14 protein-coding genes are annotated in these 16,760 nt (G+C 59.9%); 7 read left to right on the top strand and 7 right to left on the bottom strand.

Annotation, left to right across the window (positions count from 1 at the left end; all coding sequences use genetic code 11):
- Positions 1–9 precede the first annotated feature (9 nt).
- Both AACY11_RS05100 and algW read right to left on the bottom strand, forming a co-directional pair.
- Positions 10–2,127 carry a TonB-dependent siderophore receptor gene (locus AACY11_RS05100; protein ID WP_339431763.1) on the bottom strand — a complete coding sequence of 706 codons (2,118 nt, stop codon included), beginning with the start codon at positions 2,125–2,127 and terminating at the stop codon, positions 10–12.
- An 87-nt stretch (positions 2,128–2,214) separates the two neighbouring features.
- On the bottom strand, positions 2,215–3,372 hold the full coding sequence (algW, locus tag AACY11_RS05095; protein ID WP_221730023.1) for a Do family serine endopeptidase AlgW: 1,158 nt from the start codon (positions 3,370–3,372) through the stop codon (positions 2,215–2,217).
- Positions 3,373–3,475: 103 nt separating this feature from the next.
- On the opposite strand from algW, the gene AACY11_RS05090 reads away from it, so the two are divergent.
- The 3 genes from AACY11_RS05090 to cysN all read left to right on the top strand — a co-directional run bounded on the left by AACY11_RS05090 (position 3,476) and on the right by cysN (position 7,316).
- Positions 3,476–4,234, top strand: a complete 759-nt coding sequence (locus AACY11_RS05090) for a Nif3-like dinuclear metal center hexameric protein (RefSeq protein WP_339431764.1) — start codon at positions 3,476–3,478, stop codon at positions 4,232–4,234.
- A gap of 256 nt (positions 4,235–4,490) precedes the next feature.
- Complete coding sequence (cysD, locus tag AACY11_RS05085) at positions 4,491–5,408, top strand: sulfate adenylyltransferase subunit CysD (RefSeq protein ID WP_098967227.1); 918 nt, start codon at positions 4,491–4,493, stop codon at positions 5,406–5,408.
- 9 nt (positions 5,409–5,417) lie between these two features.
- A complete protein-coding gene (gene cysN, locus AACY11_RS05080; RefSeq protein ID WP_339494015.1) occupies positions 5,418–7,316 on the top strand; it encodes a sulfate adenylyltransferase subunit CysN in 1,899 nt (632 codons plus the stop codon).
- 170 nt (positions 7,317–7,486) lie between these two features.
- On the opposite strand, the gene AACY11_RS05075 is transcribed toward cysN, so the two are convergent.
- The 3 genes from AACY11_RS05075 to AACY11_RS05065 are packed head-to-tail and all read right to left on the bottom strand — an operon-like array spanning position 7,487 to position 10,879.
- The gene (locus AACY11_RS05075) at positions 7,487–8,392 is read right to left on the bottom strand and encodes an acyltransferase (protein ID WP_339431766.1); all 906 of its coding nucleotides are present in this window, start codon (positions 8,390–8,392) and stop codon (positions 7,487–7,489) included.
- Positions 8,393–10,492 carry a phosphate acetyltransferase gene (gene pta, locus AACY11_RS05070; protein ID WP_339431767.1) on the bottom strand — a complete coding sequence of 700 codons (2,100 nt, stop codon included), beginning with the start codon at positions 10,490–10,492 and terminating at the stop codon, positions 8,393–8,395.
- 60 nt (positions 10,493–10,552) lie between these two features.
- Positions 10,553–10,879: a DUF3565 domain-containing protein gene (locus tag AACY11_RS05065; protein ID WP_339431768.1), complete on the bottom strand. Its 327-nt coding sequence runs from the start codon at positions 10,877–10,879 to the stop codon at positions 10,553–10,555.
- On the opposite strand from AACY11_RS05065, the gene AACY11_RS05060 reads away from it, so the two are divergent.
- The 3 genes from AACY11_RS05060 (at position 10,848) to AACY11_RS05050 (ending at position 13,200) form a co-directional block, all read left to right on the top strand.
- Positions 10,848–11,333, top strand: a complete 486-nt coding sequence (locus AACY11_RS05060) for an FKBP-type peptidyl-prolyl cis-trans isomerase (protein ID WP_150604393.1) — start codon at positions 10,848–10,850, stop codon at positions 11,331–11,333. The genes AACY11_RS05065 and AACY11_RS05060 overlap by 32 nt on opposite strands.
- A 124-nt stretch (positions 11,334–11,457) precedes the next feature.
- Entirely contained in the window at positions 11,458–11,940 is a 483-nt protein-coding gene (locus tag AACY11_RS05055) for a glutathione peroxidase (protein WP_221730017.1), read from the top strand.
- 156 nt (positions 11,941–12,096) lie between these two features.
- Positions 12,097–13,200, top strand: a complete 1,104-nt coding sequence (locus tag AACY11_RS05050; protein ID WP_339431770.1) for an NADH:flavin oxidoreductase — start codon at positions 12,097–12,099, stop codon at positions 13,198–13,200.
- A 107-nt stretch (positions 13,201–13,307) separates the two neighbouring features.
- Here AACY11_RS05050 and AACY11_RS05045 read toward each other — a convergent pair whose 3' ends face one another.
- Together AACY11_RS05045 and cysZ are read right to left on the bottom strand one after the other, a co-directional pair.
- Complete coding sequence (locus AACY11_RS05045) at positions 13,308–14,507, bottom strand: glycosyltransferase family 4 protein (protein ID WP_339431771.1); 1,200 nt, start codon at positions 14,505–14,507, stop codon at positions 13,308–13,310.
- Positions 14,508–14,547: 40 nt separating this feature from the next.
- On the bottom strand, positions 14,548–15,300 hold the full coding sequence (gene cysZ / locus AACY11_RS05040) for a sulfate transporter CysZ (protein WP_339431772.1): 753 nt from the start codon (positions 15,298–15,300) through the stop codon (positions 14,548–14,550).
- A gap of 311 nt (positions 15,301–15,611) precedes the next feature.
- Between cysZ and trxB the strand changes: the two genes are divergently transcribed.
- Positions 15,612–16,574, top strand: a complete 963-nt coding sequence (gene trxB / locus AACY11_RS05035) for a thioredoxin-disulfide reductase (RefSeq protein ID WP_339494014.1) — start codon at positions 15,612–15,614, stop codon at positions 16,572–16,574.
- Positions 16,575–16,760 lie beyond the last annotated feature (186 nt).

Below are 16,760 nucleotides of genomic sequence, written 5' to 3'. Positions count from 1 at the left end.
GACGTCCTTTTACAGGTTGAGTGTCAGGCTGACGGTGAAATTGCGCGGTTCGCCGGGGTTGACCCAGTAGTTGCTGTACGAGCGCTCGTCGTATTTTTCGTCAAACAGATTGTTCAGGTTCAGGCCAACGGTGACGTTGTCGCTGGCCTTGTAATGGGCCAGCAGATCGACGGTGTGATAGGCCGGTAATTCGAAGTCACTGCCTGACTCACCCGAGCGGTCACCGACATACGTAAACGCTGCGCCGACGTCCGAGCCGCGCAGGTGACCATCCTGAAATTCGTAAACACCGAGCAAACTGCCGCTGCGCTTGGCCACGCCGAGAATTCGGCTGCCAGTGGCAATCACCGCGTCGCCCTTGGTCACTTCGGCGTCGATGTAGGCAAATGCCCCGATCACCCTTACGGCATCGGTGACTTGCCCGGTCACTTGCAGATCGAAGCCACGACTACGCGCCTTGCCCATCGCACGGCTGGTGTCGGTGCCCGGGTCGAGGGCAAGGACGTTTTCCTTGTCGATGTGGAAGAAGGCGAGGGTGCTGCTCAGACGTTCGTCGAACAGTTCGTTCTTGATGCCGATTTCGTAGCCAACGCCTTCTTCCGGGGCGAAGGATTTGCCGGCGGCGTCGAGGCCGTTGTTCGGTTTGAAGGAGGTCGAGGCGTTGGCGAACAGGCCGGTATCGGGCGTCAACTGATAGAGCAGGCCGGCGCGCTGGGTGAGGGCATCGTGACTCTGTCGGCTGCTGGCACTGCGGGTTTTATCGTCGATGCGTTGGTCGAAATGTTCGAAACGCGCGCCGATCATCCCACGCAGTTTGTCCGTGAAGACGATTTGATCCTGCAGGTTCAGTGCGTGACTTTCGACGTGTTCGAAGAAGTCAGTGCCTGAGCGTGCGCCATCGGGTTTTGGCTGACCGTAGATCGGCCGGTAGATGTCGATGGCATACGGGCTGCCGGCGAGGGTCGTGACCCGTTCGTTCTTGCGATAGTTTTCGTATTCGGTGCCGATCAGCAGTTCGTGCTGCCAGGGGCCGAGGTCGAACAGGCCGCGCAGTTCCAGTTGGGTGATGCTGTCATGCCAGTTATTGTCGCGCTCGCGGTAACGGCGGTTGACGGTGTGGCCGTCGGCATTCAGCGCACGACTTTCGGAGGCGAAGCCCCAGAGTTTGCCTTCCTTGTAGTGGCTGGCCAGGCGTAGTTTCCAGCTGTCATTGAGGTGATGCTCAAGCGTGGCCTGCAGCAGGTTGTTGTGGTTGTCGATGTTGCCGTCGTTCGGTTCACCGAGGAAGGTCGAGCGCGACACTCCACTCGATGTATTGTTCGGCGCGACAATGCCGCGATCGAAGGTGGAGCTGTGACGGACGATTTCGCTTTCTACCAATAGCGACGTGTCCGGGTTCAACTGCCAACTGATCGAAGGCGCGACGAATACGCGCTGGCTGTCGACGTGATCGCGAAAGCTATTGTTGTCTTCGACCGCGAGGTTGATGCGCGACAGCACATCGCCTTGATCATCCAGTGGCGTGTTGATGTCCAGCGCGGTGCGATAACGATCCCAACTGCCGGCGCTGGTTTGCAGGGTGCTAAAGGCTTCAGCCTGCGGTTTCTTGGTGACGATGTTTACCGTGCCGCCGGGATCACCACGGCCATAGAGGCTGGCGGCGGGGCCTTTGAGCACTTCAATGCGCTCGATATTGGCCGCGTCCGGCGTGCTTGGATAACCGCGATTGGCGCTGAAACCGTCCTTGTAGAACTCCGACGTGGTGAAACCGCGCACGCTGTATTCGTAGAGGGTCAGGCCGCCGAAGTTGTTTTGCTTCGACACACCGCCGGCGAACTCCAGTGCGCGCTCGACGCTGGTGCTGCCCAGATCCTTGAGCACGCTGGCGGGCACCACGCTGATGGCTTGGGGGATGTCGCGGATCGCGGTATCGGTTTTGGTCGCGCTGGAGGAGCGTGTGGCGCGGTAGCCCTTGACCGGGCCGGTGGGGGATTCGTAATCGGAGGTGACGCTGATGGCGTCGAGTTCCAGCGGAATCTGATCTTCGGCGAAGGCCGGATCGCCCAATAAACCCAGGGGCAGACCGAGAGTCAGGCCCAGTAGAGAGGCCTTTGTTCGAGACGACATGTTATGTTGTTCCAATGGCTAAATTGAAACAATATAACATGCCTTTTGAGAATGTCTGTTATTCGCGCCATCGGCGCGAACAAAGTCCTACTGTTCTTTTTCCTGCACCGGTGCCGGTGGTGGGCGCAGGCCGATTTCAGCGGTGAGCTTGAGTTCTTTGCCGTTACGCATCACCTGAATCGTCACCTTGTCGGTGGGTTTGATCCGCGCGACCTGGTTCATCGAGCGACGACCATCGCCGGCCGGTTCGCCATCGATACTCAGAATCACGTCGCCCAGTTGCAGGCCGGCCTTCTGCGCCGGACCGTCACGGAAGATACCGGCGACAACAATCCCCGGGCGCCCTGACAGACCGAACGACTCCGCCAGTTCCTGGGTCAGCGGCTGCACTTCAATGCCCAGCCAGCCACGAATCACCTGACCGTGTTCGATGATCGACTTCATCACCTCCATCGCGAGTTTTACCGGGATGGCAAAACCGATGCCCTGCGAGCCGCCGGATTTGGAGAAGATTGCCGTGTTGATGCCGGTCAGGTTGCCATTGGCATCGACCAGCGCGCCGCCGGAGTTGCCCGGGTTGATCGCCGCGTCGGTCTGGATGAAGTCTTCGTAGTTGTTCAGGCCCAACTGATTGCGCCCGGTGGCGCTGATGATGCCCATGGTCACGGTCTGGCCGACGCCGAACGGGTTGCCGATGGCCAGCGCGACGTCGCCGATGCGGATGTTGTCGGAGCGCCCGACGGTAATCGACGGCAGGTTTTTCAAGTCTATCTTCAATACGGCGAGGTCGGTTTCCGGGTCGCTGCCGATCACACGGGCGAGGGTTTCGCGACCATCCTTCAGCGCGACGACAATCTGATCGGCACCGCTGGTGACGTGGTTGTTGGTCAGAATGTAGCCTTCCGGGCTCATGATCACGCCGGAACCGAGGCTCGATTCCATGCGCTTCTGCTTGGGCGAGTTGTCACCGAAGAAGCGGCGGAACTGCGGATCCTCAAACAAAGGATGCGCCGGTTTGTTGATGACTTTGGTGGTGTACAGGTTGACCACTGACGGTGCGGCAGTGGTCACCGCGTCCGCATAGGACACCGGCCCCTGCTGCACGCTGGTGGTCTGTGGGGCCTGTTGCAGGTTGACGTCAAGGCTCGGCAGCCCGACCCATTGCGGGTAACGCTGAATAATCAACAGAGCGATAAGCACACCGGCCAACAGCGGCCAGCCCATAAAACGTAGCGCCTTGAACATTAAGCACGTCCTGGAAAAGTTGCAGGCGGGGTCAGACCGCCCATAATGTCGCGCATTATACGAGGCCGCGCGCGCCTCTGAACGGGATATTTAGGAGTCTTTCATGGCCGTCGCCCTCAGCACCCTCGTCGAAGAAGCCGATCGTTACCTGGGCAGTGCAAAAATCGCCGACTATTGCCCCAACGGGTTGCAGGTCGAGGGCCGTCCGCAGGTGATGCGCATTGTCAGCGGCGTCACCGCCAGTCAGGCGTTGCTCGACGCCGCCGTCGAGGCCGAAGCCGATCTGGTGCTGGTGCATCACGGCTACTTCTGGAAGGGCGAGAACCCGTGCGTCACTGGCATGAAACAGCGTCGCCTGAAGACATTGCTCAAGCACGACATCAGCCTGCTCGCCTACCACTTGCCGCTGGATCTGCATTGCGAGGTCGGCAACAACGTGCAGTTGGCGCGCCAGTTGGACATCACCGTTGAAGGCCCGCTGGATCCGGACAATCTGAAAGTCGTCGGTCTGGTCGGCTCGCTGAACGAACCCGTCACTGCGCGTGATTTCGCCCGCAAGGTGCAGGACGTCATGGGGCGCGAGCCGTTGCTGGTCGAAGGCAGCGCGATGATCCGTCGGGTCGGTTGGTGCACCGGAGGCGGTCAGGGTTATATCGATCACGGGGTGGCGGCGGGTGTCGATCTGTTTCTCAGCGGTGAAGCGTCTGAGCAGACTTTCCACAGCGCCCGGGAAAACGACATCAGCTTCATCGCCGCCGGTCATCACGCAACCGAACGCTACGGCGTGCAGGCGCTGGGCGATTACCTGGCCAAACGCTTCGCCCTCGAACACATCTTCATCGATTGCCCGAACCCGATCTGACGTATCACATCGATCCAAGGTGGGAGGGGGCTTGCTCGCGAATGCGGTGTGTCATTCAAAAATGATTTCGACTGACCCTGCGCTTTCGCAAGCCAGCCCGCTCCCACAGAAGAGCGCTTGCTGCCCAAACGAGTGGGCATATTCATATGCTCTTTCGATCTAGTTGGCGTCCTGATTAGAAGAAGCTCGCTGTGCTAGGATTCCCCGCTCGAACACGGCCCGCTGGCCGTTCATAAGAAAGCTTTCGTGAGTAGCCATGGTCGACAAACTGACGCATCTGAAACAGCTGGAGGCGGAAAGCATCCACATCATCCGCGAGGTGGCCGCCGAGTTCGACAACCCGGTGATGCTGTACTCCATCGGTAAAGACTCCGCCGTGATGCTGCACCTGGCACGCAAGGCGTTCTTCCCGGGCAAACTGCCGTTTCCGGTGATGCACGTCGACACCCGGTGGAAATTCCAGGAGATGTACAAGTTCCGCGACAAGATGGTCGAAGAACTGGGCCTGGACCTGATCACCCACATCAACCCGGACGGCGTGGCGCAGAACATCAACCCGTTCACCCACGGCAGCGCCAAGCACACCGACATCATGAAAACCGAGGGCCTGAAGCAGGCGCTCGACAAGCATGGTTTCGACGCAGCGTTCGGCGGTGCCCGTCGTGATGAAGAGAAATCCCGCGCCAAAGAGCGCGTGTACTCGTTCCGCGACAGCAAGCACCGCTGGGACCCGAAAAACCAGCGTCCAGAGCTGTGGAACGTCTACAACGGCAAGGTCAACAAGGGCGAATCCATCCGCGTGTTCCCGTTGTCGAACTGGACCGAACTGGACATCTGGCAGTACATCTACCTCGAAGGCATCCCGATTGTGCCGCTGTACTTTGCCGCCGAGCGCGAAGTGATCGAGAAGAACGGCACGCTGATCATGATCGACGACGACCGAATCCTCGAGCACCTGTCCGATGAGGACAAAGCGCGCATCGTCAAAAAGAAAGTGCGTTTCCGTACCCTTGGCTGCTACCCGTTGACGGGCGCGGTGGAGTCCGAGGCTGAAAGCCTGACGGACATCATTCAGGAAATGCTCCTGACGCGAACTTCCGAGCGCCAGGGCCGTGTCATCGACCACGATGGCGCCGGCTCCATGGAAGACAAGAAACGTCAGGGTTATTTCTAAGGGGTTGTCATGTCGCACGTATCTGATTTGATCAGCGAGGACATCCTCGCCTACCTGGGCCAGCACGAACGTAAAGAGCTGCTGCGCTTTTTGACCTGCGGTAACGTCGATGACGGCAAGAGCACCCTGATCGGGCGCCTGCTGCACGACTCCAAGATGATCTACGAAGATCACCTGGAAGCCATCACCCGCGATTCGAAGAAAGTCGGCACCACCGGTGACGATATCGACCTGGCATTGCTGGTCGACGGTCTGCAGGCCGAGCGTGAGCAGGGCATCACCATTGATGTCGCCTACCGCTATTTCTCCACCGCCAAACGCAAATTCATCATCGCCGACACCCCCGGCCATGAGCAGTACACCCGCAACATGGCCACCGGTGCGTCCACCTGTGACCTGGCGATCATCCTGGTCGACGCCCGTTACGGCGTGCAGACCCAGACCCGTCGCCACAGCTTCATCGCGTCCTTGCTGGGCATCAAGCACATCGTTGTCGCCATCAACAAGATGGACCTCAAGGATTTCGATGAAGGCGTGTTCGAGTCGATCAAGGCCGACTACCTGAAGTTCGCCGAAGGCTTGAAGATGAAGCCTACCAGCATGCACTTCGTGCCGATGTCGGCCCTGAAGGGCGACAACGTGGTGAACAAGTCCGAGCGTTCGCCGTGGTACACCGGCCAGTCGCTGATGGAGATTCTCGAAACCGTGGAAGTGGCGGGCGACCGTAACTTCACCGATCTGCGTTTCCCGGTGCAATACGTCAACCGTCCGAACCTGAATTTCCGTGGTTTTGCCGGCACGCTCGCCAGCGGCATCGTGCACAAGGGTGACGAAGTCGTGGTGCTGCCGTCGGGCAAGAGCAGCCGCGTGAAATCCATCGTCACCTTCGAAGGTGAGCTGGAGCACGCAGGCCCCGGTCAGGCCGTGACGCTGACCATGGAAGACGAAATCGACATCTCTCGCGGCGATCTGCTGGTGCATGCCGACAACGTGCCGCCGGTCACCGACAGCTTCGAAGCGATGCTGGTGTGGATGGCTGAAGAGCCGATGCTGCCGGGCAAGAAATACGACATCAAACGCGCCACCAGTTACGTGCCGGGCTCCATCGCCAGCATCGTCAACAAAGTGGATGTGAACACCCTCGAAGAAGGCCCGGCGAGCGCGTTGCAGCTCAACGAAATCGGCAAGGTGAAGATCGCGCTCGACGCGCCGATCGCCCTCGACGGTTACGAGAGCAACCGCACCACTGGCGCCTTCATCATCATCGACCGCTTGACCAACGGCACCGTCGGCGCCGGCATGATCGTCGCGCAGCCCGTGACTCACGGCACCGCGACGCACCACGGCAAACTGGCCCATGTTGCCACCGAAGAACGCGCTCAGCGTTTCGGCCAGCAACCGGCCACCGTGTTGTTCAGCGGTTTGTCGGGCGCGGGCAAGAGCACGCTGGCGTACGCCGTTGAGCGCAAGCTGTTCGACATGGGCCGTGCGGTGTTTGTACTGGATGGTCAGAACCTGCGTCACGACCTCAACAAAGGTCTGGCGCATGATCGCGTCGGTCGCACCGAAAACTGGCGTCGTGCCGCGCATGTTGCGCGTCAGTTCAACGAAGCGGGCCTGCTGACGCTGGCGGCATTCGTGGCACCCAGCGAAGAGGGGCGTGAGCAGGCCAAGGACCTGATCGGCAAGGAACGTTTGCTGACGGTCTACGTCCAGGCTTCGCCGACTGTGTGCGCCGAGCGTGATCCGCAAGGGTTGTATGCGGCGGGTGGCGACAACATTCCGGGCGAATCCTTCCCGTATGACGTGCCGCTCAATGCTGATCTGGTGATCGACACCCAGGCGCTGTCGCTGGAAGAAAGCGTCAAGCAAGTGCTGGATCTGCTGCGCAAGCGTGGTGCGATTTAAGCGTTAGCTGCAAACCAAAAAGCCCGCCGATGAGCAATCATCGGCGGGCTTTTTATTTCGTGCCAACCCGGTCAACTGTGGGAGCGGGCTTGCTCGCGAAAGCGGTGGATCAGCCAGCATCAGCGTTGAATGGTAAACCGTATTCGCGAGCAAGCCCGCACCCACAGGAATCAATGGCGGTCTGGATATTCGCGGTGCATCTGTTCCAGCAGCGCATCCTTGTCCAGCCACAGCTGATTGATCCAGCCTTGAAACTGCAGGCGATATTCGCCGTCCTGGTCGTAGTTCTTGCCGATGAATTGCGGCGGGATCTTCAGCGCTTCAAAGTGCACCACGACATCCCGCACATTCCCACACAGCAGGTCCCAGAAACCCGGACGTCCGGCCGGATAGTGGATCGTCACGTTGACGATCGACTCCAGCTGTTCACCCATCGCATCCAGCACAAACGCAATGCCGCCGGCCTTGGGCTTGAGCAGGTATTTGAACGGCGATTGCTGTTGAGCATGCTTGCCTTCAGTGAAGCGCGTGCCTTCGACGAAGTTGAAAATTCCCACCGGGTTGTTGCGAAACTTCGCGCAGGTCTTGCGGGTGGTTTCCAGGTCTTTGCCTTTCTTCTCCGGGTGCTTTTCCAGATACGCCTTGGAGTAGCGCTTCATGAACGGAAAGCCCAGCGCCCACCAGGCCAGACCAATCACCGGCACCCAGATCAGCTCCTGCTTGAGGAAGAACTTCAGTGGCTGGATGCGCCGGTTGAGGACGTATTGCAGCACCAGAATATCGACCCAGCTCTGGTGGTTGCTGGTGATCAGGTACGAGTGTTGATAGTCCAGACCTTGCAGGCCGCTAAGGTGCCAGCGCGTGCGGCGCACCAGGTTCATCCAGCCTTTGTTGTTGCTGATCCAGGCTTGGTGGGTGTGGCGCATCAGCCAGCCGGCAATGCGCTGAGTGACGGCGAACGGCAAGGCCTTGACCAGCGCCACGCAGAACAGAAACGAGCACAGCACTATCGTATTGAGCGCCAACAGCAGCGAGGCGATCACGCCGCGCAGTGGTGCAGGTAGAAAGTCCAGCATTTACACATCCATAGGTCGGTTGGCGGCTTGGATCGCCGTGAGGGCGATGGTGTAGACGATGTCGTCGACCTGTGCACCGCGTGGCAAGTCGTTCACCGGTTTGCGCAGGCCTTGCAGCATCGGGCCGAGGCTGACGCAATCGGCGCTGCGCTGTACGGCTTTATGGGTGGTGTTGCCGGTGTTCAGGTCAGGGAACACGAACACCGTGGCGCGTCCGGCGACCGGACTGTTTGGCGCCAGTTGCCGCGCCACGTTCTCGTTGGCGGCGGCGTCGTATTGCAACGGGCCGTCGATCAGCAGCGAGTGCTGTTGCTCATGGGCGAGCAGGGTGGCTTCGCGGACTTTCTCGACTTCCTCGCCTGTGGCCGATTCGCCACTGGAGTAACTGATCATCGCCACGCGCGGGGTGATGCCGAACGCGGCGGCAGAGTCAGCGCTTTGCAGGGCAATCTCGGCCAGTTCGGCGGCGCTTGGGTGCGGGTTCATCACGCAGTCGCCGTAGACCAGCACTTCTTCGGGGAACAGCATGAAGAACACCGACGACACCAGCGTGCAGCCTGGCGCGGTTTTAATCAGTTGCAAGGCTGGGCGGATGGTATTGGCGGTGGTGTTGATGACACCGGAAACCAGCCCGTCGACTTCATCCAGTGCCAGCATCATGGTGCCGATCACCACGGTGTCTTCCAATTGTTGTTCGGCCATCGGCGCGTTGAGGCTTTTGGTCTTGCGCAGGGCGACCATCGGCTCGACATAGCGCTCGCGGATCAGGTCCGGGTCGAGGATTTCCAGCCCTGGCGGCAAGACGATGCCTTGGGCGCGGGCCACGGCTTCGACGTCTTCGGGTTTGGCCAGCAACACGCAACGGGCGATGCCGCGCTCCTGGCAGATCGCCGCTGCCTGCACGGTGAACGGCTCGCTACCCTCGGGCAGGACGATGCGCTTGTTGGCGGCTTGGGCGCGCTGGATCAATTGATAGCGGAACACCGCTGGCGACAGGCGCATTTCCCGTGGCGTGCCACAGCGCTGGTGCAGCCAGTTGGCATCAAGATGACTGGCGACGAAGTCGGTGATGATTTCCGCACGCTCGCGGTCATCGATGGGGATTTCCTTGTTCAGGCCATTGAGCAGGTTGGCGGTGTCGTAGGAGCCGGTGCTCACCGACAACACCGGCAGACCGGCCTGCAAGGCACCACGGCACAAGTCCATGATGCGCGGATCGGGCAGGGTGTCGCTGGTCAGCAGCAGGCCGGCCAGTGGCACGCCGTTGATCGCCGCGAGGCTGACGGCCAGGATGATGTCGTCGCGGTCGCCCGGCGTCACCACCAGCACGCCGGGCTTGAGTAGCTCGACGGTGTTGCGCATGGTCCGCGCGCAAATGATGATTTTGCTCATGCGCCGGGTTTCGTAGTCGCCGGCGTTGAGCACTTGCGCGCCCATCAGGTCTGCCACGTCACGGGTGCGTGGCGCGTTGAGTTCGGGCTGGAACGGGATGCAGCCGAGCAAGCGGAAATCGCCGTTGCGCAGTAATGGCGAGTGCTCCTTCAGACGTGCGGCGAAGGCCTCCATGCTCTCGTCGGTCTTGACCTTGTTGAGGATCACGCCGAGAACCTTCGGGTCCTTCGGGCCGCCGAATAATTGCGCCTGCAATTCGACACGGCCGGAGAGTTCGGCGAGCACTTCGTTTTCCGGTGCCGAGACCAGAATCACCTCGGCATCGAGGCTTTTGGCCAGGTGCAAATTCACCCGCGCGGCGTAACTGGCGCTGCGGGTCGGCACCATGCCTTCCACGACCAGCACGTCCTTGCCGACGGCTGCCTGCTGATAAAGGGTGATGATTTCTTCGAGCAGCTCATCGAGCTGGCCGTCGCCGAGCATCCGCTCAACGTGGGCCAGGCCCAACGGTTGTGGCGGTTTCAGACCATGGGTGCGGGCCACCAGTTCGGTGGAGCGCTCAGGGCCGGTGTCGCCCGGGTGCGGCTGGGCAATCGGCTTGAAGAAACCGACTTTCAACCCGGCTCGCTCAAGCATGCGCACCAGCCCGAGGCTTATGGAGGTCAGACCCACGCCAAAATCGGTGGGCGCGATAAAAAAAGTTTGCATGCGAATTCTCTAAGGGTGCATGGCAATGGCGATCATCTTTCTCTGACGATCTGCCGAAATTCAGTCGCCAAGGTTATCGCTAACCGAGCCTTGTGCGCACCAACCGCAGGCAAAGGGTTGGCCTATTTTTTCAATACGTTGCGCCGGATCCAGCACCCACGCCCGAGATTGCCAGGGTGGCTGGTGACGCAGGTGCTGAGTGTGGCCGCAGGAAAGCTCGACCACCCAGTGATCCTCTTCGTCCAGATGGAAGCCCGTAATCGTCGAATCCCGTTTGTCCGGGTTGTGTTCGCTTTCGCGCGATTGCTTCGCTAAACTTCGCCTTTCTAAATTCTTATGCAAAAGGTCTCGCCCCATGCTGATCGCCGCCAATAAGGCTGTCTCCATCGACTATACCCTGACCAACGACGCTGGTGAGGTCATCGACAGCTCCGCCGGCGGCGCTCCGCTGGTCTACCTGCAAGGCGCAGGTAACATCATCCCGGGCCTGGAAAAAGCCCTGGAAGGCAAAGCTGTTGGTGACGAGCTGGAAGTTTCCGTTGAGCCTGAAGACGCTTACGGCGAATACGCGGCCGAACTGGTCAGCACACTGAGCCGCAGCATGTTCGAAGGTGTTGACGAGCTGGAAGTGGGCATGCAGTTCCACGCTTCGGCGCCGGACGGCCAAATGCAGATCGTGACCATCCGTGACCTGGACGGCGACGATGTGACTGTTGACGGCAACCACCCACTGGCCGGTCAGCGCCTGAACTTCAAAGTGAAGATCGTTGCTATCCGTGACGCCAGCCAGGAAGAAGTCGCTCATGGTCACGTCCATGGCGAAGGCGGCCATCAGCACTGATTTTCTGCGCTAAGCTTTCGAGAACTGGAGAGGCGCCTGCGGGCGCCTTTTTAGTCCGCGGCTGTCCTTGGTAGCTTCGCCAAGTGGCCGTTTCGAGTAGAACACGGGAATCCTGGAGTTCGTCATGAGTGCTTTTCACGACCTTAAGTTGACAGCCCTGGATGGTCAGGAGCTACCGCTGGCGCCCTTCAAGGGCCACGTCGTGCTGGTGGTCAACGTCGCCTCCAAATGCGGCTTGACCCCACAGTACGCGGCGCTGGAAAACCTTTATCAGCAGTTCAAAAGCAAAGGCTTCAGTGTGTTGGGCCTGCCGTGCAACCAGTTTGCCGGTCAGGAACCAGGTACCGAACAGGAGATTCAGGAATTCTGCAGCCTCAACTATGGCGTGACGTTCCCGTTGTCGAGCAAGCTCGAAGTCAACGGTCACGATCGTCACCAGCTCTACCGCCTGCTGGCGGGCGAGGGAGCGGAATTTCCCGGTGACATCACCTGGAATTTCGAGAAGTTCCTGCTCGGCAAGGACGGCCGGGTGTTGGCCCGGTTCTCGCCACGCACGGCGCCAGACGATCCGACCATTGTTCATGCGATTGAAAAAGCGCTGAGCTGAAACCTGAAAATCGCAGCCATCGCGCTGCGATTTTTTTGCCTGCCTTTTGATCCTTAATCATTCAGATCAATAGTGCTTCCGCGCTGGCGTCACTATTCATATTATCGCCGTCATATGGCTTATGCCCTGTCGATAATGTTTTCGTGGAGCCTTGTGATGCCCGTTCAAGCCCTGTTCAAACCGTTCCACCTCGGTGCCCTCGAACTGCCGACCCGCGTGGTCATGGCGCCAATGACCCGTTCGTTTTCTCCGGGCGGCGTACCGAACTCCAAAGTCATCGAGTATTACCGCCGTCGCGCAGCCGCTGGTGTCGGCCTGATCATCACCGAAGGCACCACCGTCGGCCACAAGGCCTCGAACGGCTATCCGAACGTGCCGCACTTCTACGGTGAGGCCGCATTGGCCGGCTGGAAAAAAGTCGTCGACGCCGTCCATGCTGAAGGCGGCAAGATTGTTCCGCAACTGTGGCACGTCGGCAGCGTACGCCGTATCGGCACCGAGCCGGACGCCAGCGTGCCGGGTTACGGTCCGTCGGAAAAACTCAAGGACGGTCAGGTCGTGGTTCACGGCATGAGCAAACAAGACATTCAGGACGTGATCGCCGCTTTCGCTCAGGCGGCCAAAGATGCACAACGCATCGGCATGGATGGCGTGGAAATCCACGGCGCCCACGGCTATCTGGTCGACCAGTTCTTTTGGGAAGGCAGTAACCAGCGCACCGACGAATACGGTGGCAGCCTGGCCAACCGTTCGCGTTTCGCTATCGAACTTGTTCAGGCAGTACGCGCGGCGGTCGGCGAAGGTTTCCCGATCATCTTCCGTTTCTCGCAGTGGAAGCAGCAGGATTACACCGCACGTCTGGTGCAAACCCCGCAAGCGTTGGGCGAGTTTCTCAAGCCGTTGTCCGATGCGGGTGTGGATATTTTTCACTGCTCGACGCGGCGTTTCTGGGAGCCGGAGTTCGACGGGTCCGAGCTCAACCTGGCAGGCTGGACGCGTAAGCTAACGGGCAAACCGACCATCACTGTCGGCAGCGTCGGGCTCGATGGCGAATTCCTGCAGTTCATGGTCAACACCGACAAGGTCGCCCAACCGGCCAGTCTGGAGAACCTGCTGGAGCGTTTGAATAAAGAGGAATTTGATCTGGTGGCAGTAGGCCGTGCGCTGCTGGTGGACCCGGACTGGGCGCAGAAAGTGCGCGAAGGACGTGAGCAGGAGATTCTGCCGTTCAGCCGTGAGGCGTTGATGACGCTGGTTTAACGGGCGCCTTCATAGGCCCCTTCGCGAGCAAGCCCGCTCCCACAATTGAAATGCATTCCAATGTGGGAGCGGGCTTGCTCGCGAAGACGGCTCAAAGTCAGCGGTAATCAAGGCAATGTCGGCGCATTCGGCACCAACTGCTCCCCTTGGCATGCCCCACGCAAGTGACTTTCAAACTGTTCGATCACGGCCGCCCATCCTTGGCGACTCGCATGTTGCCGTGCATTCAGGCGCACGCAACGCAATGTCTCATGCGCCTCCAGCAACCACGTCGCCGCATCACAGAACGCCTCTTCATCGCCCGGCATCGCCAGTACGCCGTTATAGCCATGGCGAATATGCTGCGCCGCCGCAGCCTGATCGTAAGCCACCACGCCAAGCCCTGAAGCCAGTGCTTCGAGCACCACATTGCCAAAGGTTTCAGTCAGGCTCGGAAACAGGAACACATCACCGGACGCATAGTGCGCCGCCAACGCTTCACCGCGCTGCGCCCCAGAGAAAATTGCCTCGGGCAGATCTTTTTCCAGGGCCATACGTTGCGGCCCGTCGCCAACCACGATCAGCTTCAGATTGCGCTGTGGATAAGTGCTGCGCAGCTTTTCAAAGCAGCGTTTGAGCAAACCGAGGTTTTTTTCTGGCGCGAGTCTTCCTACATGAATCACAGCAATGTCACGCTCACCCAGCCCCCATTGCTCACGCAAAGCGTTCATGCGTTTGGTTGGGTGGAACAACTGGCTGTCCACGCCTCTGGACAACAACGCCAATCGCTCGAAATGCCGGCGCTCCAGCTCCAGTCGCTGGCTGACACTGGGCACCAGCGTCAGCGCCGAACGATTGTGAAACCAGCGCAGGTAATGCGTCAGCATCCGGGTCAGGAGACTGAGGCCGTACTGACTGGTGTATTGCTGGAAATTGGTGTGGAAACCGCTGACCACGCAAATCCCCAGACGCCGCGCCGCCCGTAACGCCGACAAACCGAGCGGGCCTTCAGTGGCGATGTACAGCACGTCCGGGCGCTGTTGCTTCCAGCGCCGCAGCAGTTTGTGCATCGACGACTGGCCCCATTGCAGCCCCGGATAACCCGGCAACGGCCAGCCACGACACAACAACACAGCATCGTCGTCACTGCGTTGCGGATCACAGCCCTGACGCGGCCGTACGAGGTCAACTTGATGGCCGCGCGCGCGCAATCCATCGCACAAGCGACCAAGGGTATTGGCCACCCCGTTGATTTCCGGCGGGAAGGTTTCGCTGATCAGAGTGATGTGTAGAGCTGTCGTCATGACCTCAGTGTCGGCTGAGGCCATGTCGCGCTTGTGACGGTCGGATGATGGATTTGTGACGGGGTCAGCGCTGCGTCACCAGATTCTCGGCCCCGCGCTCGCGTACCCAGAACAGCGTCGCACCGGCCACGGCGGCCGGCATCATCAGGATGTTGACCACCGGAATCAGCAGCACCAGGTAAACGATCCCGCCAAAACTCATGCTCTGCCAGCGCTTCTGCCGCAGCCAGGCGAGCATTTCGTTCCAGCCCAGTTTGTGGTTGTCCGCCGGGTAGTCGATGTACTGGATCGCCATCATCCACACGCCGAACAGCAGCCACAGGGGGGCGGCGACGATGTTCACCACCGGGATGAACGAGAGGATGAACAGGCCGATGGCCCGCGGCAGGAAGTAGCCGAGCTTGCGCATTTCCCGGGCGAGGGTGCGCGGGATCATCGCGATCAGTTCGCCCCAGCTGAACGCCGGGAAGTCATCGCTGCCGCGCACGACCACTTCGACTTTTTCCGCGAGGAAGCCGTTGAAGGGCGCGGCAATCACGTTGGCGAGCATAGTGAAGGTGAAGAACACCATCAACGCCACCAGCACCACGAACAGCGGCCAGAGGATGTAGCTGAGGAAACTCAGCCAGTCGGGCAGCGACGGCATCAGCGTATCGACCCACAGGCTGAACTGATGGCCGGCCAGATAGATCAATCCGACGAACAGCACCAGGTTGATTGCCAGCGGCAACAACACGAACAGGCGCAGGCCCGGGCTGAGAACCAGTTTGAGGCCTTCGCGCAGGTATTGCGGGCCGGACAGAACAGGGGCGGGCATAAGGGGCTCCGAGCAAGGGAAAACGCGCCGACCTTACCGACTTTGCAAGATGTGCGAAAGCGCGGCAGAGCGATCGACATTCACTGTAACAAAGACGTCCATCTCGTCAGTGGGTCGGCATAGAGACCACCTATGAGCTGGATTGTTAAACCGTATTTCCTTAATCTTGCCCCCCTCGATACGCTGCACCCAACTTTTTACAGGACTGTCGAGCTCAAGCCTTCCCCAAGGTTTTCCACGGTCCTTTTTTATTCCCGCCGGCAGTCCGGCGAACCGTGCCAGTTTTTCGGCCCGGTCAACAGGAGCAGGTCATGTCTGAAGTCCGTCATTCGCGAGTGATTATTCTCGGTTCCGGCCCTGCCGGTTACAGCGCTGCGGTATACGCGGCCCGTGCCAACCTCAAGCCTCTGCTGATCACCGGCATGCAGGCCGGCGGTCAACTGACCACCACCACCGAAGTCGACAACTGGCCGGGCGACGTCCACGGCCTGACCGGTCCTGTGTTGATGGAGCGGATGCGCGAGCACGCCGAGCGTTTTGAAACCGAGGTCGTGTTCGACCACATCAACGCCGTTGATTTCGCTTCCAAGCCCTACAGCCTGACCGGCGACAGCGCGACCTACACTTGCGACGCCCTGATCATCGCCACCGGCGCCAGCGCTCGTTACCTGGGCCTGCCATCGGAAGAAGCGTTCATGGGCAAAGGCGTTTCGGCCTGCGCGACCTGCGACGGTTTCTTCTACCGCAACAAGCCTGTTGCAGTGGTTGGCGGCGGCAACACCGCTGTTGAAGAGGCGCTGTACCTGGCCAACATCGCCAGCACTGTGACCTTGATCCACCGCCGTGATACCTTCCGCGCCGAGAAGATCCTGATCGACAAGCTCAACGCCCGTGTGGCCGAAGGCAAGATCATCCTCAAGTTGAACGCCAACCTCGACGAAGTGCTGGGCGACAACATGGGCGTGACCGGTGCGCGTCTGAAGAACAACGATGGCAGCTTCGACGAGATCAAAGTCGACGGCGTGTTCATCGCCATCGGCCACACGCCGAACACTTCGCTGTTCGAAGGCCAGTTGACCCTCAAGGACGGTTATCTGGTAGTGCAGGGCGGCCGTGACGGCAATGCCACCGCAACCAGCGTCGAAGGTGTCTTTGCCGCCGGTGACGTGGCTGACCACGTTTACCGTCAGGCCATCACCTCGGCCGGCGCCGGCTGCATGGCGGCACTGGACACCGAGCGTTACCTGGACGGTCTGCAGAACGCTTCGTTCTAAGATCGCAGGCACAAAAAAACCGGCTTCGCAGACTGTGTGAAAACCTAGCAATCTGCGCAGCGCTCAATGAAAATGCTCCGTATCGAAAGATACGGAGCATTTTTCGTTATGGCTTACATCCAAGGAGAGTCTCGCAGCCAGACCAGCCTGTTTCCGGTCTCGCTGGAAGAGTTGATCCCCGAAGAT

The sequence above is a fragment of the Pseudomonas sp. RA_105y_Pfl2_P56 genome (assembly GCF_963970845.1).
Lineage (GTDB): Bacteria > Pseudomonadota > Gammaproteobacteria > Pseudomonadales > Pseudomonadaceae > Aquipseudomonas > Aquipseudomonas baetica_A.
Note: the sequence above shows the minus strand (reverse complement) of the source record. Positions and strands in the feature narration are given on the sequence as shown.